General features: G+C 71.2%; 18 protein-coding genes. 10 read left to right on the top strand and 8 right to left on the bottom strand.

The window, feature by feature from the left end:
- Positions 1-68 precede the first annotated feature (68 nt).
- The 5 genes from IE209_RS02415 (at position 69) to IE209_RS02435 (ending at position 4,673) form a co-directional block, all read left to right on the top strand.
- Positions 69-551 (top strand): molybdenum cofactor biosynthesis protein MoaE, encoded by a 483-nt coding sequence (locus IE209_RS02415; RefSeq protein WP_189685417.1) that lies wholly within the window; start codon positions 69-71, stop codon positions 549-551.
- Positions 552-643: 92 nt separating this feature from the next.
- Positions 644-3,247, top strand: a complete 2,604-nt coding sequence (gene clpB, locus IE209_RS02420) for an ATP-dependent chaperone ClpB (RefSeq protein WP_189685418.1) — start codon at positions 644-646, stop codon at positions 3,245-3,247.
- A 38-nt stretch (positions 3,248-3,285) separates the two neighbouring features.
- Positions 3,286-3,639: a hypothetical protein gene (locus IE209_RS02425; protein ID WP_189685419.1), complete on the top strand. Its 354-nt coding sequence runs from the start codon at positions 3,286-3,288 to the stop codon at positions 3,637-3,639.
- A gap of 51 nt (positions 3,640-3,690) precedes the next feature.
- Complete coding sequence (locus IE209_RS02430) at positions 3,691-4,461, top strand: DUF2189 domain-containing protein (RefSeq protein WP_189685420.1); 771 nt, start codon at positions 3,691-3,693, stop codon at positions 4,459-4,461.
- A gap of 5 nt (positions 4,462-4,466) precedes the next feature.
- Positions 4,467-4,673, top strand: a complete 207-nt coding sequence (locus IE209_RS02435; protein WP_189685421.1) for a DUF2788 domain-containing protein — start codon at positions 4,467-4,469, stop codon at positions 4,671-4,673.
- On the opposite strand, the gene IE209_RS02440 is transcribed toward IE209_RS02435, so the two are convergent.
- From IE209_RS02440 to IE209_RS02465, 6 genes are all read right to left on the bottom strand, one after another.
- Positions 4,654-5,874, bottom strand: a complete 1,221-nt coding sequence (locus IE209_RS02440) for an FAD-dependent monooxygenase (RefSeq protein ID WP_189685422.1) — start codon at positions 5,872-5,874, stop codon at positions 4,654-4,656. The genes IE209_RS02435 and IE209_RS02440 overlap by 20 nt on opposite strands.
- A gap of 28 nt (positions 5,875-5,902) precedes the next feature.
- Complete coding sequence (locus IE209_RS02445; RefSeq protein WP_189685423.1) at positions 5,903-6,715, bottom strand: LytR/AlgR family response regulator transcription factor; 813 nt, start codon at positions 6,713-6,715, stop codon at positions 5,903-5,905.
- A 5-nt stretch (positions 6,716-6,720) separates the two neighbouring features.
- Positions 6,721-7,779 (bottom strand): sensor histidine kinase, encoded by a 1,059-nt coding sequence (locus IE209_RS02450; RefSeq protein ID WP_189685424.1) that lies wholly within the window; start codon positions 7,777-7,779, stop codon positions 6,721-6,723.
- 118 nt (positions 7,780-7,897) lie between these two features.
- Positions 7,898-8,572 carry a glutathione S-transferase gene (locus tag IE209_RS02455; RefSeq protein ID WP_189685425.1) on the bottom strand — a complete coding sequence of 225 codons (675 nt, stop codon included), beginning with the start codon at positions 8,570-8,572 and terminating at the stop codon, positions 7,898-7,900.
- A gap of 18 nt (positions 8,573-8,590) precedes the next feature.
- Positions 8,591-8,884: a 2TM domain-containing protein gene (locus IE209_RS02460; RefSeq protein WP_189685426.1), complete on the bottom strand. Its 294-nt coding sequence runs from the start codon at positions 8,882-8,884 to the stop codon at positions 8,591-8,593.
- A 28-nt stretch (positions 8,885-8,912) separates the two neighbouring features.
- Positions 8,913-9,518: a DUF6622 family protein gene (locus IE209_RS02465; protein ID WP_308433133.1), complete on the bottom strand. Its 606-nt coding sequence runs from the start codon at positions 9,516-9,518 to the stop codon at positions 8,913-8,915.
- Between the two features lie 140 nt (positions 9,519-9,658).
- Between IE209_RS02465 and IE209_RS02470 the strand changes: the two genes are divergently transcribed.
- Genes IE209_RS02470 through IE209_RS02485 form a run of 4 tightly spaced genes read left to right on the top strand, consistent with a single transcriptional unit; the run spans position 9,659 to position 19,058 of the window.
- The gene (locus IE209_RS02470) at positions 9,659-11,272 is read left to right on the top strand and encodes an efflux RND transporter periplasmic adaptor subunit (protein WP_189685428.1); all 1,614 of its coding nucleotides are present in this window, start codon (positions 9,659-9,661) and stop codon (positions 11,270-11,272) included.
- Between the two features lie 12 nt (positions 11,273-11,284).
- Positions 11,285-14,398: an efflux RND transporter permease subunit gene (locus tag IE209_RS02475; protein WP_189685429.1), complete on the top strand. Its 3,114-nt coding sequence runs from the start codon at positions 11,285-11,287 to the stop codon at positions 14,396-14,398.
- Positions 14,395-17,643, top strand: coding sequence for an efflux RND transporter permease subunit (locus IE209_RS02480; RefSeq protein WP_189685430.1), 3,249 nt, complete (start codon positions 14,395-14,397; stop codon positions 17,641-17,643). Before IE209_RS02475 ends, IE209_RS02480 begins: the two co-directional genes overlap by 4 nt.
- Positions 17,643-19,058 (top strand): efflux transporter outer membrane subunit, encoded by a 1,416-nt coding sequence (locus IE209_RS02485; RefSeq protein ID WP_373305259.1) that lies wholly within the window; start codon positions 17,643-17,645, stop codon positions 19,056-19,058. Before IE209_RS02480 ends, IE209_RS02485 begins: the two co-directional genes overlap by 1 nt.
- Positions 19,059-19,062: 4 nt before the next feature.
- On the opposite strand, the gene IE209_RS02490 is transcribed toward IE209_RS02485, so the two are convergent.
- Both IE209_RS02490 and IE209_RS02495 read right to left on the bottom strand, forming a co-directional pair.
- Positions 19,063-20,766, bottom strand: a complete 1,704-nt coding sequence (locus tag IE209_RS02490; protein ID WP_189685432.1) for a tannase/feruloyl esterase family alpha/beta hydrolase — start codon at positions 20,764-20,766, stop codon at positions 19,063-19,065.
- 124 nt (positions 20,767-20,890) lie between these two features.
- The gene (locus IE209_RS02495; RefSeq protein WP_189685433.1) at positions 20,891-22,546 is read right to left on the bottom strand and encodes a magnesium transporter CorA family protein; all 1,656 of its coding nucleotides are present in this window, start codon (positions 22,544-22,546) and stop codon (positions 20,891-20,893) included.
- A gap of 94 nt (positions 22,547-22,640) precedes the next feature.
- Between IE209_RS02495 and IE209_RS02500 the strand changes: the two genes are divergently transcribed.
- Entirely contained in the window at positions 22,641-23,174 is a 534-nt protein-coding gene (locus IE209_RS02500; RefSeq protein ID WP_189685434.1) for a GAF domain-containing protein, read from the top strand.
- Positions 23,175-23,179: the final 5 nt, after the last annotated feature.

The raw sequence follows: 23,179 nt of genomic DNA on the forward strand, positions 1-23,179 counted from the left end.
ACGGGTGTGGTGCTGGAGGCGATGCAAGCGGACATGGGGCGCGAGTGTACATGCGCCAAAATCGCCGCATGTCTCTTCCCCGCGTCAGCATCCAGACCGCCGACTTCGACCTCGGCGCGGAGATCGCCGCCCTGCGCGCGCAGGACGCGCGCGTCGGCGCCGTCTGCAGCTTCGTCGGCACCGTGCGCGACCGCCATCCCGATGCGCCCGGCCAGGTCACGGCCCTGGAGCTGGAGCACTACCCCGGCATGACCGAGCGCGCCATCGAGGCCATGGTGGACGCCGCCTTCGCCCGCTTTCCGCTCTACGGCGCCCGCGTGGTGCACCGCGTGGGCCCGCTGGCGCCCACCGACCAGATCGTGCTGGTGGCCGTGAGCTCGGCGCACCGCGGTGCGGCGTTCCAGGCCTGCGAATTCCTCATGGACTACCTGAAGACCCAGGCCCCGTTCTGGAAGAAGGAACAGACCCCCGAAGGCGGCCGCTGGGTCGATGCGCGCGTCAGCGACGACGCGGCCCTGGCGCGTTGGGGCATCCAGGCCCGCAACGTCTGATCCAGATCAAGCTGTCGGCGCGCACCGACAGCGCCGCCCTTGAAACAGGGGCATCCTTTCCCCATGTTCGTTGCAATTCGGAGAACTCGAACATGCGAATCGACAAGCTCACCACCAAATTCCAGGAAGCGCTGGGCGACGCCCAGTCCCTCGCGTTGGCCAACGACAACGCCTACATCACGCCGCCCCACGTGCTGGCCGCCATGCTCAAGCAGCCCGACGGCCCGCGCCCGCTGCTCGAACGCGCGGGCGCCAACGTGCAGGGCCTGCTGGCCGCAGCAGAGGGGGCCGTCAAGCGTCTGCCGCAGGTGCAGGGCCAGGAGCAGGTCCAGCCCGACCGCGACCTCGTCACGCTGCTGCAGGCCTCGGAAAAAGAAGCCTTGAAGCGCGGCGACCAGTTCATCGCCAGCGAGCTGTTCCTGCTCGCCTATGTCGACAGCAAGCTGGATTCCGCGAAGCTGCTGCGCGAGAACGGCGTCACGCGCAAGGCGCTGGAGTCGGCCATCGACGCCGTGCGCGGCGGCCAGAAGGTCGACAGCGCCGACGCCGAAGGCCAGCGCGAAGCCCTCAAGAAGTACACGCTGGACCTCACCGAGCGCGCCCGCCAGGGCAAGCTGGACCCCGTGATCGGCCGCGACGACGAGATCCGCCGTGCCATCCAGGTGCTGCAACGCCGCAGCAAGAACAACCCCGTGCTGATCGGCGAGCCCGGCGTGGGCAAGACCGCCATCGTCGAAGGCCTGGCCCAGCGCATCGTGGCCGGCGAGGTGCCCGATTCGCTCAAGAACAAGCGCGTGCTGTCGCTGGACATGGCCGCGCTGCTGGCCGGCGCCAAGTACCGCGGCGAGTTCGAGGAGCGGCTCAAGACCGTGCTCAACGAACTGGCCAAGGACGAGGGCCAGACCATCGTCTTCATCGACGAGCTGCACACCATGGTCGGCGCCGGCAAGGCCGAAGGTGCCATGGACGCCGGCAACATGCTCAAGCCTGCGCTGGCCCGTGGCGAGCTGCACTGCGTGGGTGCCACCACGCTGGACGAGTACCGCAAGTACATCGAGAAGGATGCCGCGCTCGAGCGCCGCTTCCAGAAGATCCTCGTGGGCGAGCCGAGCGTGGAGGCGACCATCGCCATCCTGCGCGGCCTGCAGGAGAAGTACGAAGTGCACCACGGCGTGGAGATCACCGACCCGGCCATCGTGGCCGCAGCCGAGCTGTCCAACCGCTACATCACCGACCGCTTCCTGCCCGACAAGGCCATCGACCTCATCGACGAGGCCGCGGCCAAGATCAAGATCGAGATCGACTCCAAGCCCGAGGCCATGGACAAGCTGGACCGCCGGCTGATCCAGCTCAAGATCGAGCGCGAGGCCGTCAAGAAGGAGAAGGACGAGGCCTCGCAGAAGCGCTTCGGACTGATCGAGGAGGAGATCGCGCGGCTCGAGCGCGAGTACGCCGACCTCGAAGAGATCTGGAAGACCGAAAAGGCCACGGCCCAGGGCTCGGCCCAGGTCAAGGAAGAGATCGACCGCGTGCGCTTCCAGATCGAGGAGTTCAAGCGCAAGGGCGATTTCAACAAGGTCGCCGAACTGCAGTACGGCAAGCTGCCCGAACTCGAGAACCGGCTCAAGGACGCGCAGGCCAAAGAGGCCGGCAAGGCCAAGGGCGGCCAGGGCCCGCAGCTGCTGCGCACCATGGTCGGCGCCGAGGAGATCGCCGAGGTGGTGGCGCGCGCCACGGGCATTCCGGTGTCCAAGCTCATGCAGGGCGAGCGCGAGAAGCTGCTGCACATGGAAGACAAGCTGCACGAGCGCGTGGTCGGCCAGGACGAGGCCATCACCGCCGTGGCGGACGCCATCCGGCGTTCGCGCGCAGGCCTGTCCGATCCGAACCGGCCGACCGGCTCCTTCCTGTTCCTGGGCCCCACGGGCGTGGGCAAGACCGAGCTGTGCAAGGCGCTGGCGGGCTTCCTGTTCGACAGCGAGGACCACCTGATCCGCATCGACATGAGCGAGTTCATGGAGAAGCACTCCGTGGCCCGCCTGATCGGCGCGCCGCCCGGGTACGTCGGCTACGACGAGGGCGGCTACCTGACCGAGGCCGTGCGGCGCAAGCCCTACAGCGTACTGCTGCTCGACGAGGTGGAGAAGGCGCACCCGGACGTGTTCAACGTGCTGCTGCAGGTGCTGGACGACGGCCGCCTGACCGACGGCCAGGGCCGCACCGTGGACTTCAAGAACACCGTGATCGTGATGACCAGCAACATCGGCTCGCACCTGATCCAGAGCATGGTCGGGCGCGATGCCGAGGACATCAAGGAAGCGGTGCAGGGCGAGCTCAAGAACCACTTCCGGCCCGAGTTCCTGAACCGCATCGACGAGACCGTGGTGTTCCATGGCCTGGACGCGCAGCACATCGAGGCCATCGCCAACATCCAGATCCGCGCGCTGCGCGACCGTCTGGCGCATCTGGAACTCACGCTGGACGTTAGCCCTGCGGCGCTTGCGGAGTTGGCCAAGGTCGGCTTCGATCCGGTGTATGGTGCGCGTCCGCTCAAGCGGGCGATCCAGCAGCGCATCGAGAACCCGCTGTCCAGGCTGCTGCTCGAGGGCAAGTTCGCGCCCAAGGCAGTGATCCCTGTGGACGTGGACCCGATCCACGCACCCGGTGAGTTCCGCTTCGACCGGGTGGTGCATTGATGATGATCGCGGGCACGCAACAAAGGAGTGACGGGGCCGTGGGTGATTTCGTAGCGGGCCTCGTCCGCCTGATGTTGCAGCTCGCGCTGCTGGCCGCGGGCCTGGTCGTGGCCGCCGGCCTGGTCTTGGCCGCCGCCGTGCTGGCCGTGGTGTTCGGCCTGCGGTTGCTGTGGGCCAGGCTCACGGGCCGGCCGGTCATCCTGCGTTTTGGCGGCATGGGCGTGGACCCGGCCGCCACCTGGCGGCGCTACCGCAGCTGGCAGCAGGAGGCCACGCGCCCGCGCGGCCGCGCCGCACCGCAGACCGCGCCCGGCGAACCGCCGCCGTTCAGCCCGCCCGGCGCCATCACGCAGGACGTGGAAGACGTCCAGCCCAAGACGCCGCGCAGCTGAGCCCTTGATGCAGGTCAACGCGGCCTGCACCGCGCCATGGGAGCATGGCGCATGCCCCGAAGAACGGCGACCCGTGCCCTGACCGAAAGCCAGCGTTTCGCCGTGCGCACGGTCGGCACCGCGGCGCCGCTGCGCTGGCTCGCACGCGGCTGGGCCGACCTGTGGCGCTGCCCCTTGCCGGGGCTGCTGCACGGCCTGCTGTTGACCGCCTTCGGTGGCGCACTTGCGCTGCTGGCCCATGCGCACTTCTGGCTGCTGGCCGGGGCCTTCTCGGGCTTTCTGCTGGTCGCACCCATTGCGGCCACGGGGCTTTATGCGGTCAGCCAGGCGCTCGAGCGCGGGCAGACACCAGGGCTTGCCACGGCGCTCCAGGCCTGGCGGCCGCGCGACGGCCGGCTCGTGCTGTTCGGGGTGCTGCTCGCGCTGGCTGGCACGGGCTGGGTCGTGACTTCCGCTGCCCTCGTCACAGGCTTCGCGCCCGGTGCGGTGCAGCGCCCGGAGGACTTCCTGCGCCTGGTGGCGGCCGATGCCAGCTGGCTGTTCGAACTCTGGCTGGCGCTGGGCGCACTGCTGGCGGCGCCCGTGTTCGCATCGAGCGTCGTGGCCATTCCGATGATGCTGGACCGCCGCATCGGCGTGCTGGCGGCCGTGCTGACCAGCTGGCGCGCGGTGCTGGACAACCCCGTGCCCATGGCCTTGTGGGCCGTGCTGCTCGTGGGCCTCACCCTGGTGTCGCTGCTGCCTGCGCTCGTGGGTCTGGTGCTGGCCGCGCCCTGGCTTGCGCATGCGAGCTGGCATGCCTACCGCGACCTCGTGGACTGAAGCGCATGTTCGGCTACACCGAAGCCCAGATCGCCTGGTTCGGCATGACCTTCGGCCTGGGCGCCTTCATGCTCTACATGCTGTTCATCATCCTGCAGCTCGCGCGCGAGTCCCGGGCCGGGCGCTTCGGCACCTTCGTGCTGCTGCTGGGTCTGGGCCTGGGCATGGTCGGCTTTGCGGCCAAGGGCGTGATCAAGTTTTTTCTGAGTTGAGGCCGTACAGCCAAGGCATGTCCAGCAGCCGTTCGCCGAGCAGCCGCAGCGAGAGGTTGCGCCCCCAGCGGACCAACCCGGTGGCGTGGAAGATGCGGCCGTTGCGCAGCGCGCGCGCCTGCACGCGCGCGTTGCGTTGCCAGCGCTCCAGTGCGTAGCGCGCCAGCAGCAGCGGCACCTCGATGCCGGCCGTCTCGGCCTGGCGCAGCGCGCGGCCCAGCGCCTCGGCATCCTCGATGGCCATGCCGGCGCCCTGTGCGAGGTAGGGGCGCATGGGGTGGGCGGCATCACCGAGCAGCGCCACGCGGCCGCGCGCCTGCTCGGTGGCGGCGCGCAGCGGCGGCCGGTCGGCCAGCACCCACAGCCGCCAGGCCGGCACGGCCTGCACCAGCGCCTGCAGCGGCGCCGCGCAGCCGGCCATGGCGGCCTGCAGGTCGGCCGCGTTGGTGGCGTGGTCCCAGTCGGCCAGCGCATCGGGCGTGGCGCCCTGCCGGCCCCCGGGCGGCAGGCCGTGCACGAAGGCCACCACGTTGAGGGCCTCGCCCGCGCGCACCGGGTAGCTGACCAGGTGCAGGCGCGGCCCCAGCCAGGCCGTCACTTCGGTGCTGCGCAGCGCGGCCGGCAGCGCGGCCTGCGGCAGCAGCGCACGGTAGGCCAGGTGGCCGGTCAGGCGCGGCGCGCCGTCGCCGAGCAACTGGGCGCGCACGCCGCTCCACAGGCCGTCGGCGCCGAGCAGGGCATCGCCTTCGACGGCCTTTCCCCCGGTGCGCAGCAGCACGCGCCGGCCGTCGTCCTCGTAGCCGAGCACGCGCCGGTTGAGCGTGAGCGCGACGTCGGCCAGCGGCGCCACGGCCTGGTGCAGCAGCGCCAGCAGGTCGGCGCGGTGGATGGTGGCGTAGGGCGCGCCGTAGCGCGCGCGCATGGCGGCCAGGTCCAGCGTGGCCAGCAGCTGGCCGCTGGCGGCGTCGCGCACGCGCAGGCGCTCGGGGAAGGCGGCCACGGCCTGCAGTGCGGGGCCCAGGTCCCAGGCCTGCAGCAGCCGCACGACGTTGGGCCCCAGCTGCACGCCGGCGCCGACCTCGCTGAAGGCCGCGGCACGCTCGAACACGCGCACCTGCCAGCCCTGTCGGGCGCAGGCCAGCGCGGCGGCCAGACCGCCGATGCCGCCACCGGCGACGAGAAGCTGCTGGGGACTTGCCATGGGGCCGCGATTGTGCCGCCCCGGCGGCCTACATGGGCTTGAACAAGTGGGTGTAGAGCCGGCTCACGGCAATGCGCTCGCCCGGCCGGCCGCGCAGCCGCAGGTGCAGTCGGCCCGCCTCGTCGCGCTCCACCTGTTCGATCGCATCGGCCCGCACCACCACGGCGCGGTGCACCTGCCAGAAGCGCTGCCCGTCCAGCTGCGCCAGCAGCTGCTTGAGCGGCGTGCGGATCAGGTGCTCCTCGCCGGCGGTCAGCACGCGCACGTACTTGTCGGCCGCCTCGAAGTACAGCACCTCGTCGATGGGCACCATGCGCACCTTGGCGCCGCCGGCATCGCCGGCCGCGATGAAGCGCAGCGGCGCCGCTGGCGCTGCGCTGCCGGCCGCACCGAGCAGGCGGCGCCACTGCGCGAACTGCTGTTCCAGCGCATCGGCCGGCGCCGGTTCGGTCGCGGCCAGCGCCTGCTGCAGGCGCGCCACGGTGCGGCGCAGCCGCTCGGGCTGCACGGGCTTGAGCACGTAGTCGAGCGCCTGCGCGTCGAAGGCGCGTGCAGCGTATTCGTCGTAGGCCGTCACGAACACGAGTTGCGGCAGGCGCGCACTGTCCAGCGGCCAGCGCTCCGCCAGCTCGGCGGCCGCAGCCAGGCCGTCCTGGCCCGGCATGCGGATGTCCAGGAACAGCACGTGGGGCAGCAGGCGCAGCGCCGCGTCCACGGCGCTGTGGCCGTCGCCCGCGGTCGCCACGATCTGCAGCGCCGGCCAGGCCCGGCCCAGCTCGGCGGCCAGCGCCTGGGCCAGCAGCGGTTCGTCTTCGGCGATGAGGGCGGTGGTGGTCGGCATGGTTCTCAGAGTGGAACGACGATGCTGGCGCGCGTGCCGCCGCCGGGCTCCGCGGCAAGCGCCAGGCTGGCGCGGTCGCCGTGCAGGGTCTGCAGGCGTTCGCGCACCTGGGTCAGGCCGAAGCCGCCCGCCGTGGTGTCGGGCTCGGACAGGCCGGCGCCGGTGTCCAGCACCTGCAGGACGAGGCGGTCGCCGTCCATGGCCTGCTCGCGCCGCGCCTGCACGGTGATCGTGCCGCCCTCGACCTGGGGCTCCAGTCCGTGACGGATGGCGTTCTCCACGAGCGGCTGCAGCAGCAGCGGCGGTACCGGCACGGCCCGCAGATCCCCGGGCAGGTCGAGCGTGTAGCGCAGGCGCGGGCCCATGCGCACGGCCATGAGTTCCAGGTAGTCGGCCAGGCGCTCGAACTCCTGTGCCAGCGGGTGCAGCGTGGCGCGCGAGCCGCCCAGCGTGGCGCGCAGGTAGCTGTTGAGCCGGTCCAGCATGGCCACGGCGCGCGGCGGATCCACGGTGATCAGCACGCGCAGGTTGGCCAGCGTGTTGAAGAGCATGTGCGGCTCCAGCTGCGTCTCCAGCAGCTTGAGCTTGGCCTCGGCGGCGTCGCGTTCGGCCGCGGCGATGGCGGCGGCCAGGGCCGCTGCCTTGCCGCGCGTGTGGAAGTAGAACGAGCCGACGGCGCCCGCAGCGATCGTGATGTACAGGCCGATGGCGCCGTCGCGCGTGTCGGCCGTGCGGCTGGGATCGGCCGGGCCGATCAGTTTGTAGGCCAGCCAATCGCCCAGGTAGAAGCCGACCCCGATGCCCGCCGCCGTCAGCACCAGGCCGCGCCAGCCCCGCGGCCAGCCGTGGCCGCCCTCGGCGTCGCCATGGCAATGCGCGCGTGGCACGGCGTAGCGGCCGAACTCCATCGTGCCCCAGCACAGCGTGCCGATGCAGACGGAATAGGCCAGCTGCGACAGATAGCTGCGGTGCGGCCACATCAGCGTGGTCAGCACCGCCACCACGCAGCACAGCGCCAGCACGTGCAGGTAGTGGCGCAGGGCGTTGCGCAGGACGAGGTTCATGGAGAGCGGGGCGGTACGGCGCCCAGATTCTTGACGAAGAAGGCCACGCTGGCGCCAGGTCCGCGCTGCCGCGGGGGGCGTGCAGCCAGAGCGCTCAGGAGCTCGGCCATGGCGGCTCTCAGTCCAGCAGCTGGTAGGGACCGCCGCGCGCCAGCGCACGCTGGAACGCCGGCCGCGCGTGGATGCGGTCCAGCCAGGCCATCAACCGCGGGCGGCTGGCGTCCAGCCCGGCGCGTGCCCGGGCCGCCTCGACCGGAAAGCTCATCTGGATGTCCGCTGCGCTGAAGTCGGCGCCGGCGAACCAGTCGCGCCCGGCCAGTTCGGCTTCCAGGAAATCCAGGTGCTGCTTCAGGTTGGGCAGCACGATCGCGGCCTTGGCCTTGGCGGCGATGCCGCGCGCGATCGGCCGCACGAAAAATGGCATCTGCGCGCGCTCGATGCGGTCGAACACGAGCTTGAGCAGCAGCGGCGGCATGGCCGAGCCCTCGGCGTAGTGCATGAAGTAGCGCCAACGCACGGCCTCGGGCGTGCCCGGCGGTGGCGCCAGCCGGCCCTGGCCGTGGCGCTCGAGCAGGGTCTCCAGGATGGCGCCCGACTCGGCCAGCACCAGCCCGTCGTCGGTGGTCACCACGGGCGACTTGCCCAGCGGGTGCACGCGGCGCAGTTCGGGCGGCGCCAGCAGGGTGGCCGGGTCGCGCCGGTACTGCACGATGGCGTAGGGCAGTTCCAGTTCCTCCAGCAGCCACAGCACGCGCTGCGAACGGGAGTTCTCGAGGTGGTGGACGGTGAGCATGGCCTGCATGGTGCCCGATCAGCGCGGCGTGCCGCCGTCCAGCCGCTGGCGTTCGCGCGCGACCATGCGGTCCATGAGCGGGTTGCCCGGTGCCAGCACCCAGACCGCCAGGCCGTGGAATAGCAGGCCCAGGCCCCAGCCCAGCAGCGGGAACAGCGCCCAGTGCCGGCCGCCGGCCAGCGACAGCGCGACCAGCACGGTGTTGACGACCGCGTAGACCGTCGCGTGGGCGAACCAGCCCAGCTTGGCCTTGGCGCGGCGGCGGGCCGTCCAGTCGAGCAAGGTTTCGCCGGGAATGGGGGTGCGGGACATGGTGTGCTCCTTGAAAGAAGTGGGTGGCTCAGGCGGCGACGGTGGCGGCGTGCCGGCGCAGCGCCAGCTTCCACAGCCGCAGCGCACGGCCGGCGAAGATGCCGCTGAACAGGCCATACAGCGTGCTGATGCCGGTGGCGAAGCCGCCCTGGTGGGCCAGTTCCGGGTGCATGGCCAGCAGCACACCCACGGCGTACTTGGTCGCGAAGATGCCCATCATGAGCGCCAGCGGCACCCAGCTGCCGGGCTGGTGGAAGCGGCGGCTGGCGGGCTCGTAGCGCACGGCCGGGTGCAGCGGCAGCCGGGCGACGAAGGCCAGCGCCGCTGCCGCCGCCAGGCCCCAGCCGGCCAGCGCCAGCCAGCCCGCGTCCGAGCGGCCGAACGCGCCGGTCACGCCGTAGATGGCCAGCGCGACCATGGCCACGGGCATGGCGGTCGCGCGCAGGAGGTGGGTGCTGCCGGCCACGAGCTGCCTGGCGCCCATCCAGGCGAGCAGCGCGAACAGCGCGAACACCCAGGCGGGCGTGTGGGTCAGGATCTGGATCAGCATCGCGGGCTCCGTGGTGTTGGGTGTTGGCGCGACTGTGCGCCGGCGCCGCGTCGCATCCCAGCGCCATGCGACAGGCTGCAGCACGGCGGCGCCAGTTGCAGCGCAGCGCGACGAACGGGGAAGCCCTGGGCGCTTTACCTGGCGTTGACAGTTGCGCGCACATGCCGGCTACGATCGCCGGCTCCAATCGCACCCACGCTTGTGCCCGCCCCCGATCTCGCGCCATGGACCACCCCACGCCCGGCTCCGCTCCCTCCCGTTCCCTGGTGACGCCGCCGGCGCAGCCCCCTTCGCGCGGGCGCCGCTGGCTCGGGGCGGTGGTCACCGTGCTGGTGCTCGGGGCCCTGGTGGGCGGCAGCTACTACCTGGTCAAGCGGCCGGCCGAGGCGCCCGCGGGCTTCGGCATGGGCCCACGCCCCGGTGGCCCGCCGGGCGGGCCCGGCAGCTTCGGCATGGTGACGGTGGGCCATGCCACCGTGGCGCGCGCGCAGATCCCGGTCACGCTGGACGCGCTGGGCACGGTCACGCCCGTGGCCACGGTCACGCTCAAGCCCCAGGTCGGCGGCGTGCTGACCGAGGTGCTGTTCACCGAAGGCCAGACCGTGCGCAAGGGCCAGCTGCTGGCCCGCATCGACCCGCGCCCCTACGAGCAGGCGCTGATGCAGGCGCGCGGCACGCGCATGCGCGACGAGGCCCAGTTGCAGGCCGCCCGCGTCACGCTGGCCCGTTACCGCACCCTGTTGGGCCAGGACTCCATCGCGCGGCAGGACGTGGACACCCAGGCCGCGCTGGTGCAGCAGCTCGAAGGCACCGTCACCAGCGACAAGGCGGCGGAGGCCGCGGCGGCCGTGAACCTGGAGTTCACGCGCATCACGGCGCCGCTCGCGGGCCGGATCGGCCTGCGCACGGTGGACCCCGGCAACACCGTGGCGGCGGGCTCGACCACGGGCATCGCCGTGATCACGCAGATGAACCCCATCGACGTGCAGTTCGCGGTGCCGCAGGACCGCATCCCCGAGGTGCAGGAGCAGGTGCGCGGTAGCGCCAAGCCGGCCGTGGCCGCGCTGGACCGCACGCGCAGCGCGGTGCTGGACACCGGCAGCTTCTCCACGCTGGACAACGTGGTCGACACCACCACGGGCACGGTCAAGGCCAAGGCCCGCTTCGCCAATGCCGACGGTAAGCTGTTTCCCAGCCAGTTCGTCAACGTGCGCATGACGCTGCGCACCATCGATGCGCTGGTGGTGCCCGTGACGGCCGTGCGCACCGGCCCGCAGGGCCCCTACGTCTATGTGATCGCCGACGACCGCAGCGTCAGCATGCGCCGCGTCAAGCGCGGCGAGGCGACGGTGGACGTCGTCGCCGTGACCGAAGGCCTGCAGGCCGGCGAACTGGTCGTGACCGAGGGCGGCGACCGGCTCAGCGAAGGCTCGCGCGTGCGCCTGCAGGGCGAGGTACCGCAGGCCGGCCCGCGCAACGGCGGCGGGCGCCGCCACGGCCAGGGCGCCATGGCCCCGGGCGCGCCGGGCGCCGCTGCGTCTGCCCCAGCCAACCCGTCGGCCGCCGCGCCGGCACCGTTGCCGGCGCGCCCGGGCGCTTCCGGCACGCAACCGCCGGCCGCCACGGCAGCGCCGCCCAGCGGCCAGCCGCCGGCTGCCCAGCCCGAGTCCGCGGGCCTGCCCACGGCCGAACAGCGCCGCCGCATGCTCGATGCGGTCAAGGACGACCCCGCGAAGCTGGCCCAGCGCAAGCAGTTCCTCGAAGCGCTGGACCGGGGCGACCCGGAGGCGCTGGCGCGCTGGCAGAACCTGCAGCAGCGGCGCCGGCCGGGTTCCTGAGGCCCCGAGCCGATGAGCCCGTCCAGACCCTTCATCGAGCGCCCGGTGGCCACCGGGCTGCTGATGCTGGCCATCGTGCTGGCCGGCCTGGTCGGCCTGCGCTTCCTGCCGCTTGCCGCGCTGCCGCAGGTGGACTATCCGACCATCCAGGTGCAGACGCTCTACCCGGGCGCCAGCCCCGAGGTGATGAGCCGCACCGTCAGCGCGCCGCTGGAGCGCCAGTTCGGCCAGATGCCGGGGCTCAACCGCATGGCCTCGACCAGCGCGGCCGGCGTCTCCATCGTCACGCTGCAGTTCGACCTGGACCAGACCCTGGACGTGGCCGAGCAGCAGGTGCAGGCCGCCATCAACGCCGGCAACTCGCTGCTGCCGGCCGACCTGCCCGCGCCGCCGGTCTACGCCAAGGTCAACCCGGCCGACGCGCCCATCCTGACGCTGGCCGTGGGCAGCGACAGCCTGCCGCTGACCGAGGTGCAGAACCTCGTCAACACGCGCATGGCACAGAAGATCAGCCAGGTGGCCGGCGTGGGCCTGGTCACGCTGTCGGGCGGGCAGCGGCCGGCCGTGCGCATCCAGGCCGACACCCAGGCGCTGGCCTCTGTGGGGCTGGGCATCGACACGCTGCGCAGCGTGATCGCCGCGGCCAACGCCAACAGCGCCAAGGGCAGCTTCGACGGTCCGGCGCGCTCCTACAGCATCAACAGCAACGACCAGTTGCTGACCGCCGCCGACTACCAGAACCTCATCGTGGCCTGGAAGAACGGTGCGCCCGTGCGCATGCGCGATGTGGCGCGTGTCGTCGACGGCCCCGAGAACACGCAGTTGGGGGCGTGGGCCGGCTTGAAGGAGGGCAGCGGGGCAGACCTGCGCCCCGCCGTGATCCTGAACGTGCAGCGCCAGCCCGGTGCCAACGTGATCGCCACCGTCGACGCGATCCGGCAGCAGCTGCCCGAGCTGCAGGCCGCCCTGCCGGCCTCGCTGCGCGTGCAGGTGCTGTCCGACCGCACCACTGGCATCCGCGCCTCGGTCGAGCACGTGCAGCTGGAGCTCGTGCTGGCCGTGGTGCTGGTTGTGCTTGTGATCTTTTTCTTTCTGCACAACCTGCGCGCCACCGTGATCGCCAGCATCGCGGTGCCGATCTCGCTGATCGGCACCTGCGGGCTCATGTACCTGCTGGGCTACTCGCTGAACAACCTTTCCCTGATGGCGCTGACCATCGCCACCGGCTTCGTGGTGGACGACGCGATCGTCATGATCGAGAACATCGCGCGCTACCTGGAGGACGGCGAGAAACCCTTCGCCGCCGCGCTCAAGGGCGCGACGCAGATCGGCTTCACCATCATCTCGCTGACGGTCTCGCTGATCGCGGTGCTGATCCCGCTGTTGTTCATGGAGGACGTGGTCGGTCGGCTGTTCCGCGAGTTCGCGGTCACGCTGGCCATCACCATCCTGATCTCGGCCGTGGTCTCGCTGACCTTGGTGCCCATGATGTCGGCGCGCTGGTTGAAACCCGAGGCCGAGACCGCGACGCGCTTCGGCCATGGCGTGCAACGCTTCTTCGACAAGGTCATCGCCCGCTACGACCGCGGGCTGGTCTGGGTGCTGCGCCACCAGGCCCTCACGCTGTTCGTGGCCGTGGCCACGCTGGCACTGACCGTGCTGCTGTACGTGGCGATCCCCAAGGGCCTGTTTCCCACGCAGGACACGGGCCAGCTCAAAGTGCGGCTGGAGGCCGCGCAGGATGTCTCCTACCAGCGCATGGCCGATCTGCAGCAGGCTGCCGCGGTCGCCATCCTGGCCGACCCGCAGGTGCGCAGCGTGTCGGCCGTGGTGGGCGTGGACGCCGCCAGCAACACCATGCTGAACGTGGGCAGCATGCTCGTGAACCTGCGCGCCGACCGTGGCAACCAGCAGGAGACCATGGACAGGCTGCGCCAGCGCGTGCGCCAGGCCGTGGCCGGCGTCACGCTGTACCTGCAGCCCACGCAGGACCTGACCATCGACGCCGAGGCCGGGCCCACCGAATTCCGCCTCTCGTTGGAGGGCGTGGACACCGCGCTCGTCAACGAGTGGGCGCGCAAGCTCGTGGAACGCCTGCACGGTGCCGACCTGGCCGACCGCGTGCGCAACGCCACCACCGACGCTGGCGCCCAGGGCCTGGCGGCCTACGTGGACATCGACCGTGGCACGGCGGCGCGGCTGTCGGTCACCGCCAGTGCGGTGGACGATGCGCTCTACAGCGCCTTCGGCCAGCGCATCGTCTCCACCATCTTCACCGAGACCAACCAGTACCGCGTGATCCTGGAGGCGCAGCGCGAGGGGCTGGATTCGGTGCAGGGCCTGGGCAACCTGCAACTGCGCACGGGCAGCGGCGGCACCACACCGCTGTCGTCCTTCGCCACCGTGCGCGAGCAGCTGGCGCCGCTGCAGGTCACGCGCGTGGCGCAGTACCCGGCCGCCACGGTGGGCTTCGACACCGCGCCCGGCGTGGCGCTGGGCCGATCGGTGCAGGCCATCCGCGCGGCAGCCAGCGAGATCGGCCTGCCGGCCAGCATTTCCATGAAGTTCCTGGGCGCGGCCGGCGCCTACGAGAAATCGCTGACCAGCCAGCTCTGGCTGATCCTGGCGGCCGTGGTCTGCGTCTACATCGTGCTGGGCGTGCTGTACGAGAGCTACGTGCACCCGCTGACCATCCTGTCCACGCTGCCTTCGGCCGGCGTGGGCGCGCTGCTGATGCTGATGGTCAGCGGCCAGGACCTGGGCGTGATCGGCATCATCGGCATCATCCTGCTCATCGGCATCGTCAAGAAGAACGCGATCATGATGATCGACTTCGCGATCGACGCGGAGAGGCAGCAGGGCAAGACGCCGCAGGAAGCGATCCACCAGGCCGCGCTGCTGCGCTTTCGGCCCATCCTCATGACCACGCTGGCCGCGCTGTTCGCCGCGTTGCCGCTGATGTTCGGCTGGGGCGAGGGCGCGGAACTGCGCCGGCCTCTGGGCCTGGCGATCTTCGGCGGGCTGGTGCTGTCGCAGATCCTCACGCTGTTCACCACGCCGGTGATCTACCTCGCGTTCGACCGGCTGGGGCAGCGCTTGCGGCGCCGGCCCGGGGTGCCGGCATGAACCTCTCGCGGCCCTTCGTCGAGCGGCCCATCGCCACCGTGCTGCTGACCATCGGCGTGGCGCTGGCCGGCATCCTGGCCTTCTTCGTGCTGCCGGTGTCGCCGCTGCCGCGCGTGGACTACCCGGTGATCTCGGTCTCGGCCAGCCTGGCCGGCGCCAGCCCCTCGACCATGGCCTCCAGCGTGGCGACCCCGCTGGAGCGCCGGCTGGGCGTGATTCCGGGCGTGAACGAGATGACGTCCAGCAGCTCGACCGGCTCCACGCGCGTGACGCTGCAGTTCGACCTGGACCGCAACATCGATTCGGCCGCGCGCGAGGTGCAGGCCGCCATCAACGCCGCGCGCGCCGACTTGCCCAGCACGCTGCGCAGCAACCCGACCTACCGCAAGGCCAACCCCACGGCCTCGCCCGTCATCATCCTGGCGCTGACCTCGGAGACGCGCACGCCGGGCCAGATCTACGACGCGGTGTCCAACATCGTGAGCCAGCGCCTGTCGCAGGTCGAGGGCGTGGGCGACGTGGAAATCGGTGGCGGCTCGCTGCCGGCCGTGCGTGTGGAGCTGGACCCCTACCCGCTGAACCAGCTGGGCATCAGCACCGAAGACGTGCGCGCCGCGATCCAGGCCAACAACGCCAACCGGCCCAAGGGTGCGATCGAGGGCGAGGGGCGGCGCCTGCAGGTCTACACGCCGGCGCCGGGCCTGCGGGCGGCCGACTACCGCGATCTCGTGATCGCCTGGCGCAACGGCGCGCCGGTGAAGCTGTCCGACGTGGCGAACGTGACCGACAGCGTGGAGAACACCCGCACCGTGGGCCTGTTCAACGGCAAGCCGGCCGTGATCGTGCTGGTCACGCAGGAGCCCGGCGCCAACATCATCGAGACCGTGGACAGCGTGCGCCGCCTGCTGCCCGAACTGCGCGCCCAGTTGCCGCAGGACATCGCCGTGCAGGTCGCCTCGGACCGCACCAATTCCATCCGCGGCTCGCTGCGCGAGGTGGAGTTCACGCTGATGCTGTCGGTGGTGCTGGTGGTGCTCGTGGTGGGCGTGTTCCTGCGCCGCGCGCGCGCCACCGTGATCCCGGCCGTGGCCACCGTGGTCTCGCTGCTGGGCACCTTCGGCGTGATGTGGCTGCTGGGCTTCTCGCTCAACAACCTCTCGCTGATGGCGCTGACGGTGGCCACCGGCTTCGTGGTGGACGACGCCATCGTGGTGCTGGAGAACACGCAGCGCCACATCGAGGACGGCATGGACCGCATGGCCGCTGCGCTGCAAGGGGCGCGCGAGGTCGGTTTCACGGTGCTGTCGATCAGCCTGTCGCTGGTGGCGGTGTTCATCCCGCTGCTGTTCATGGGCGGGCAGGTGGGGCGGCTGTTCCAGGAGTTCGCGGTCACGCTGTCGGCCGCGGTGCTCATCTCGCTGGTGATCTCGCTGACCACCACGCCCATGCTCTGTGCCTTGCTGCTGCGCGCCGAAAGCCACTACGCGGCACGCAAACCGGGTCTCATCGCCGGGCCTTTCACGCGTGCCACCGAGTGGCTGTGGGAGCGCTGCCTGCGCGCCTACGCCCACAGCCTGGACTGGGCGCTGGCCAGCAAGGCGCTGGTGATGCTGTCGTTGGCCGTGGTGGTGGGCCTGAACGTCTGGCTGTTCATGCAGGTGCCCAAGGGCTTCTACCCGCAGCAGGACAACGGGCAGCTCAACGCCGGCATCCGGGCCGACCAGAGTATCTCCTCCGGCGCCCTGCGCGAGAAGCTGCAGCAGGCGGTGGACATCATCCGCGTGGACCCGGCGGTGGACACGGTGGTGGCCTTCGGCGGCGGCGGCCGGGCCGGTGGTGGCTTCATGTTCGTGAACCTCAAGCCCCTGGGCCAGGGGCGCGCCGAGAAGACGCAGGCCGTGATCGACCGGCTGCGGCCCCAACTCAACCAGTTGACGGGGCTGCGCGTGTTCCTGTTTCCCGTGCAGGACCTGCGCATGGGCGGACGCCAGAGCAATTCGACCTACCAGTACACACTCAAGAGCGATTCGCTGAGCGACCTGCGCACGTGGTCCAAGAAGCTGTCCGACCGCATGGCCGAGCTCACGCAGCTGACCGACGTGGACGGCGAATCCTCGGACAACGGCGTGGAGACCTTCGTCTCGGTGGACCGCGACGCGGCCGCGCGGCTGGGCGTGAGCACCGCGGCCGTCAACGCCGCGCTGTACAACGCCTTCGGCCAGCGCTCGGTGGCCACCATCTACAACGACCTGAACCAGTACTCGGTGATCATGGAGTGGGCGCCGCGCTTCCAACAGGCGCCGCTGGTGTTGAAAGACCTGTACGTGCCGTCCACCGTCACCACCACGACCGACAGCAGCGGCCGCAGCAGCACGAGCACCGTGCAGACCAATGCGGACAGCAGCACCGGCACTTCGACCGTGACCTCGGCCAACCCGGCTTCGCGCAACTCCTCGGCCGGCCAGGCGCTGGCCACCAGCAGCACGACCATGGTGCCGCTCTCGGCCTTCGTGCGCGTGGGCGAGCGCGCCGTGCCCAGTTCCATCAGCCACGACGACACGGAGCTGTCCAGCACGATCTCCTTCGGCCTGGCCGAGGGCGTGACGCTGGCCGAGGCGCAGCAGCTCGTCAAGCAGGCCGAGAACGACATCGCCATGCCGGTCAACGTGCGCGGCAGCTTCGCCGGCACGGCGCGTGCGGCGCAGGACACGGGTGGCCAGCAGACGCTGCTGATCGTGGCCGCCATCGTCGTCATCTACATCGTGCTGGGCGTGCTGTACGAGAGCCTGGTCCACCCGGTCACGGTGCTCAGCACGCTGCCATCGGCCGGCGTGGGTGCCGTGCTGGGCCTGCTGCTGTTCCGCATGGAGATGACCATCATCGCGTTGATCGGGCTGTTTCTGTTGATCGGCATCGTCAAGAAGAACGCCATCATGATCATCGACTTCGCGCTGGAGGCGCAGCGCGCGCGCGGCCTGTCGGCCACCGAGGCCGTGCGCGAGGCCTGCCTGCTGCGCTTTCGCCCCATCCTCATGACCACGCTGGCCGCCGCGCTGGGTGCGCTGCCGCTGGCCATCGGCTTCGGCCAGGGGGCCGAGCTGCGCCAGCCGCTGGGCGTGACCATCGTCGGTGGCCTGATCGCCAGCCAGCTGCTGACGCTCCTGACCGTTCCCGTGGTCTACGTGCTGCTGGACAAGCTGCGCCGCCCCGCCGCCAACGACCGCCTGCTCGCCCGGACCCCATGATGGCCATGCTGCCCCGCCGCTCCCTTCTCCTCGCGCTGCCCGCTGTGCTGGCCGGCTGCGCCGTGGGCCCCCGCTACGAACGGCCCGACACCGGCTTTGCCGCCGCCTTCAAGGAAGCCCCGGCCGCCGAAGGCTGGGTACCGGCCCAGCCCGGCGACGCGCTGGACCGCGGCGACTGGTGGACGCGGTTCGGCGATCCGCAACTGGACGCCCTGGCCGCGCGCGTGCAGGTCTCCAACCAGAACATCGCCGCGGCCGTGGCCAACTATGCCCAGGCCCAGGCCCTGGTGCGCGAGCAGCAGGCCGCCTTGTTGCCCACGCTGTCGCTGGAGGGCAGCGCGCGCCGCAGCGGGCCGGTGCGTGGCGGTGGTGCCTCCAGCCGCTCCTATGCGGCCAGCGTGGCGGCCGACTGGTCGCCCGACCTGTGGGGCCGGCTCGGCGAAGCGGTGAACAGCGCGCAGGCCAACGCCCAGGCCAGCGCGGCCGACCTGGCTTCGGCGCGGCTCTCGTCCATCGGCGCGCTGGCGGCCAACTACCTTGCCTTGCGCGAGGCCGATGCGGAGACCGTGCTGCTGGACGAGACCATCGCCGGCTACGAGCGCGCACTGGCGATCACGCGCAACCGCTACGACGCCGGCATCGCCGCGCAGACCGACGTGCTGCAGGCGCAGACCCAACTGCTCGGCGCCCAGGCCGAGCGCGTGGCGCTGCGGCGCTCGCGCGCCACCTACGAGCATGCCATCGCCGTGCTGGTGGGCGTGACGCCGTCGGAGTTCACCATCGCGCCGGCGGCCTGGCGCCCGGTGGTGCCGCCCGTCCCCACGGGCCTGCCCTCGTTGCTGCTGCAGCGCCGGCCCGACATCGCAGGTGCCGAGCGCGCGGTGGCGCGGGCCAATGCGCAGATCGGCATCGCGCGCGCGGCCTACTATCCCAGCATCGGCCTGTCGGCCAGCCTGGGCGGCAGCGCCAGCCGCGTGGGCGATCTCCTCGGTGCGTCCAGCCTGCTCTGGGCGCTGGGCGTGTCGGTGGCGCAGACCGTGTTCGACGGCGGCGCGCGCGACGCCGCCACCGACGCGGCCCGCGCCGCCCATGCGGCCAGCGTGGCGAGCTACCGCCAGACCGTGCTCTCGGCCTTCCAGGACGTGGAGGACCAGTTGAGCGCCACGGCCGCGCTGGCCGAACAGGAAGGCCTGCGCCGCGAGGCCTCGCAGGCGGCCGACCGCACCGAGCAGCAGATGCTGAACCGCTACCGTGCCGGCCAGGTGGGCTACAGCGAGGTGGTCAGCGCCCAGGCCTCGGCACTCAGCGCGCGCCGCACGCTGGCCCAGGTGCAGCTGGCGCGGCAGACGGCGGCCGTGTCGCTGATCCAGGCCCTGGGCGGCGGCTGGGAAGCCGACTGGCTGCGCCAGCCCTGAGTGCCTACTGCGTGGCGCAGTTGTAGTTCTGCGCCAGGTTCACATCGCCCGCGCCGCGGTAGCGCGGCCAGGCCGGGTGGTCGCACAGCGGGCGCGTGCGGCCGGGCACGCCGGCCGTGTCGGCCACGGTCTGGGCCGGCGGCACGGTGCCGCGCTCGACCCAGTTCTCCAGCGTGGTCAGCGAGTCCCAGGCGGCATTGAACACGCTGCTGGCGGCATGGCCGTACCCCGGGATCTCGTAGTAGCGCATGAAGCTGTCCACGGTGGCCGCACCCATCGCGTTGCGCAGGCGGGCCCAGTACTGCTGGGTGGCGCGCGTGCTGACCAGCGCATCGTGCGTGCCGTGCGCCATCAGGATCTTGCCGCCGCGGGCGCGGAAGGCCGACAGGTCGGTCCGGTTCGCGTCCTGGATGCCGGTCAGCGCGACGATGCGCGACTGCCAGGCGCCGGGTGCCTGCGGATCCAGCGTCAGCGCATTGAAGCTGGCGTCGCGCGTGACGAAGTACTTGACCCACTGGTCCCAGAAGGTGCTGCCGTAGGGCGGCATGGTGGTGGCCGTGACGGCCGGCATCGGGTTGGCCGGCTGCTCGGTGCCCAGCGACAGCGTCAGCACCGTGGGCTGCAGCGGGCTGCTGCCGGGGTTGCCGAAGTCCGTGCCCCAGGTGTTGAAGCCGGGGTAGGTGGTCTCGCCGCTGGCCAGCGCATAGGGCAGCACCAGGGGCGTGTTGAAGGTGTTGAAGGAGGCGATCTGCGCGTCCGACAGGCAGCTGTCGCCCAGGTCCGCGCCGCCCGCGCAGCGCACGGGCGAGCCGTTCAGCGCCGCGCTGGCCAGGTTGAAGCTGGCGTTGCAGGCGGGCATGTTGCTGATCAGCCCGTCGCCCACGCCGTCCAGCCCGTCGCAGGCGGCCAGCGCGGCGTTGTAGGCCAGCTGGCGCTTGGCCCGGCTCGGGTAGGCGCCGGGCTGGGCCAGCTGGCGCGTGATGCGGCCGAACTGCAGGTCCAGCGCGGCGGCGTTCCAGGCCGGGTACAGCACGATGGCGCCGTCGAAATCCTGCGGCCAGTTGCCGACGGCCAGCAGCGCCTCGCGCCCGCCCGTGGAGCCGCCCGCGAAGTAGGTGCGCTTGGGCGCCTCGGCGTAGTGCTTGCGGATGATGGCCTTGGCCACGTCCAGCGTCTTCTTGAGCGCGTCGCCGGCGAAGTTGGCGAGCGCCTCGTCGTTGGCGCCGAAGCGGCCGTCGCGGCTGCCGTCGGCATTGGCCTGGTGGCCCGAGTCGCTGCCGAAGGTGGCGTAGCCACGGCCCAGCGGCACGGGCTGGTCGGCCGGGCCGGCCGGCACGTTGCCAAGGCCGGTGGCGATGGTGCCGTTGTAGCCGCCGCCGCCGAACATCATGGCCTTGCCGTTCCAGTTCGTGGGCAGGTTGAGCTGGAACAGGATCTTGGGCGCGTTGCTGTCCACCGGCTGGATGCTGCCCAGCACCTTGCAGTATTCGCCCACCGCGCTGGCGCCGCTGCCGGCGGCCGGCACGACCGCCGTGCTCGTGACCGTGGCGCCCTGGGTGCGCAGGCCGATGGCGCTGGCGGCCACCGTCGTGCCGTGGAGGTCGGCGCAGGCGACGGGGTCGTCGTCAGAGGAGCAGGCGGCGAGGCCGAACAAGGGCAGTAGCGCAAGCAGTAGCCGGCCCCGACGGGGCCCTGTCGTGCGTGTCATCGTTTGTCTCCGAGGATGTTGGATGCAGATCGCCCGTGGGCCGCGGGCCGCTGCCCGGCTTGCACAGGCCGTCCGCGGCAAGGCCCGGACGGGGCCCATGCTAGCGCGTGCGGCGTGCCGCGGCTCAGGGTGGCGGGGTGCGGCGCCAGACGGCGGCCAGCGCCAGGCACTTCTGCCAGGCCGTGGCGCGCTCGTCCGAGAGGATGTCCAGAAAGTCCGAAAGCTTCTTGGACTTGACCATGGTGTAGACCGTGAGCACCGTGGTCAGCACGAAGGTCACCGCGAAGATCGTGAGCCGGCGCGCCATCGAGGATTCGGCCTCGGCCAGCAGGTTCATGCCCAGGAAACCGGTGGTGACCGTGCCGATCAGGCCGAAGATGGTGACCACCGTGAGCCGCACCACGGTGTTGGCCTGGCGGCGCAGGCTGTCGCTCTCCAGGTACTGCGCCATGTCGGCGATGCGTTCCTTGACCTCGCAGTAGGTGGCGTCCAGCTTGAGGTGGCTGGCGCACATGCCCCACAGCGCGCGCACCAGCGCCTGCTCGGAGATCTCATGGAACCAGTAGCGGTGCGTGAAGCGCAGGAAGCCCTCGAAGCTGCCGCGGATCAGGCGCTTGAAGCGGCGCACGCTGTCGGCGCTGCCCACGTCCAGGTCGCGCAGCGCTTCGACCAGCTTGTCCGAGTACATGAGCAGCGCGGCCTTCTGGAAATGCGCGATCAGGAACAGCAGGAAGTGCTGGTGCCGGAACTGGGCCAGCACGCCGCGGTCGCGGCAGCCGTAGAGCACCGAGTCGGCCCGGCCCACGACGATCAGCGAATGCCCGCTGCACAGGTAGCGCGTGTCGGGCGCGGCGCCGCCGGCGCTCCAGAAGCGGTCGTAGCAAAAGCGCTGTTCGAAGTCGGCCAGGTGCTCGTCGGCGAAGGGCAGGGCGCGGTTGTCGCCCGAGCCCGTGACCAGGCCCAGGCGCACGAAGTCGGCACGCGAGAGTGCGCGCGGATCGTTGAGCGCGAGGTAGGCCATGAGCGGCATGCGGTAGTACTCGATCTGGCGGTAGCGCAGGGCACCGGGCTGGTCCGAGTAGTCGGGCACCAGCGGCTCCAGCATGGCGGCCCAGTGCGTGGCGATGCGCGGCGCGCGGTGCTCTGCCACATGGGCCAGGAAGGCCTCGCGCTGGTGCGCGTCGGAGCGGGTCAGCACCTGGCCTTGCGCGTCCAGCCATTCGGCATCGGCCAGGCTGTGCAGCGGCTGGCCGGCGGCGTCCCAGCCGGGCGGGTAACCGCGGCCGAAGCGGTACATCAACTCCTGCGCCTGTTCCAGCGTGAGGTCGTCGGCGCTGACCTCGAGGTTGAACAGAACCAGGTCCACGTCGAGGAAGAAGTACAGGTCGGCGTGGACGATGGAAAGTGTGACCGGTGCATCGCCGGGTCGGGCCGTCAGGCGCACGGCGGCGAGGTCGTGGCGGCGGAACACGCGCATCGGCGAGCCGTGTGGCGTGGCGCCGCCCATGCGCCCGTGGCGGCCCTCGCCGTACAGGAAGCGCTGCACGTAAGGCAGGAAGGTCACGAACTCGTTGTAGTGCCGTTCGTGGAAGCGGCAGGTGTCGCCCGTGTACTCGTCCACCTCCTCCTGCCAGGGCGAACCGGCCAGGAGTTCCCAAGGTTTGGCGCCGGCCGACGCGGGCAGCGGCATGAGGCGCAGCGGCCACAGCAGGACTTGATGGAAGCGGCGGACCCGGGTCGGGTCGACGGCGGCGCTGGGGCCGGTTTCCGTGGGCGTCATGGGGCGAGCGGCAGGCTGCGAAGGCGGCCAGTGTAGGCCGGGTGCGCTGCAATAATCCGCCCGCCTGTCCACTCGCCATGACCAGGAGTCCGCCATGCGTCCGCCCGCCCTGCCTGCCACCGAAGCCCAACGCATCGCCACGCTGCGCGACCTGCTGATCCTCGACACCGAACCGGAGGCGCGTTTCGACCTGATCACCGCCTACGCCGCTTCGCAGTTCAAGGTGCCGATCGCGCTCGTGAGTCTGGTCGACGCGGACCGCCAGTGGTTCAAGTCGTGCGTCGGCTTGCAGGCCAGCGAGACGCCGCGCGACATCAGCTTCTGCGGCCATGCCATCCTGCAGCCCGAGATCCTGGAGGTTCCCGATGCGACGGTGGATCCGCGCTTCGCCGACAACCCGCTGGTCTTGGGCGATCCGCACATCCGCTTCTACGCCGGCTGTCCGCTGGTCATGGCCAATGGCGAGTCGGTGGGCACGCTGTGCCTGATCGACCGCAAGCCCAAGCGCCTGAGCGCCTGGGAGCGCGAGCACCTGGCGGTGCTGGGCAAGATGGTGGCGGCCGAACTGCAGGGCGTGTCGGCCGGCACGGTGGAGGGGCGGCCGAACATCCCGGCCTTCTACGCCTGAGCGGC

Source organism: Pseudorhodoferax aquiterrae, from assembly GCF_014652235.1.
Taxonomy (GTDB): Bacteria; Pseudomonadota; Gammaproteobacteria; order Burkholderiales; family Burkholderiaceae_C; genus Pseudorhodoferax; species Pseudorhodoferax aquiterrae.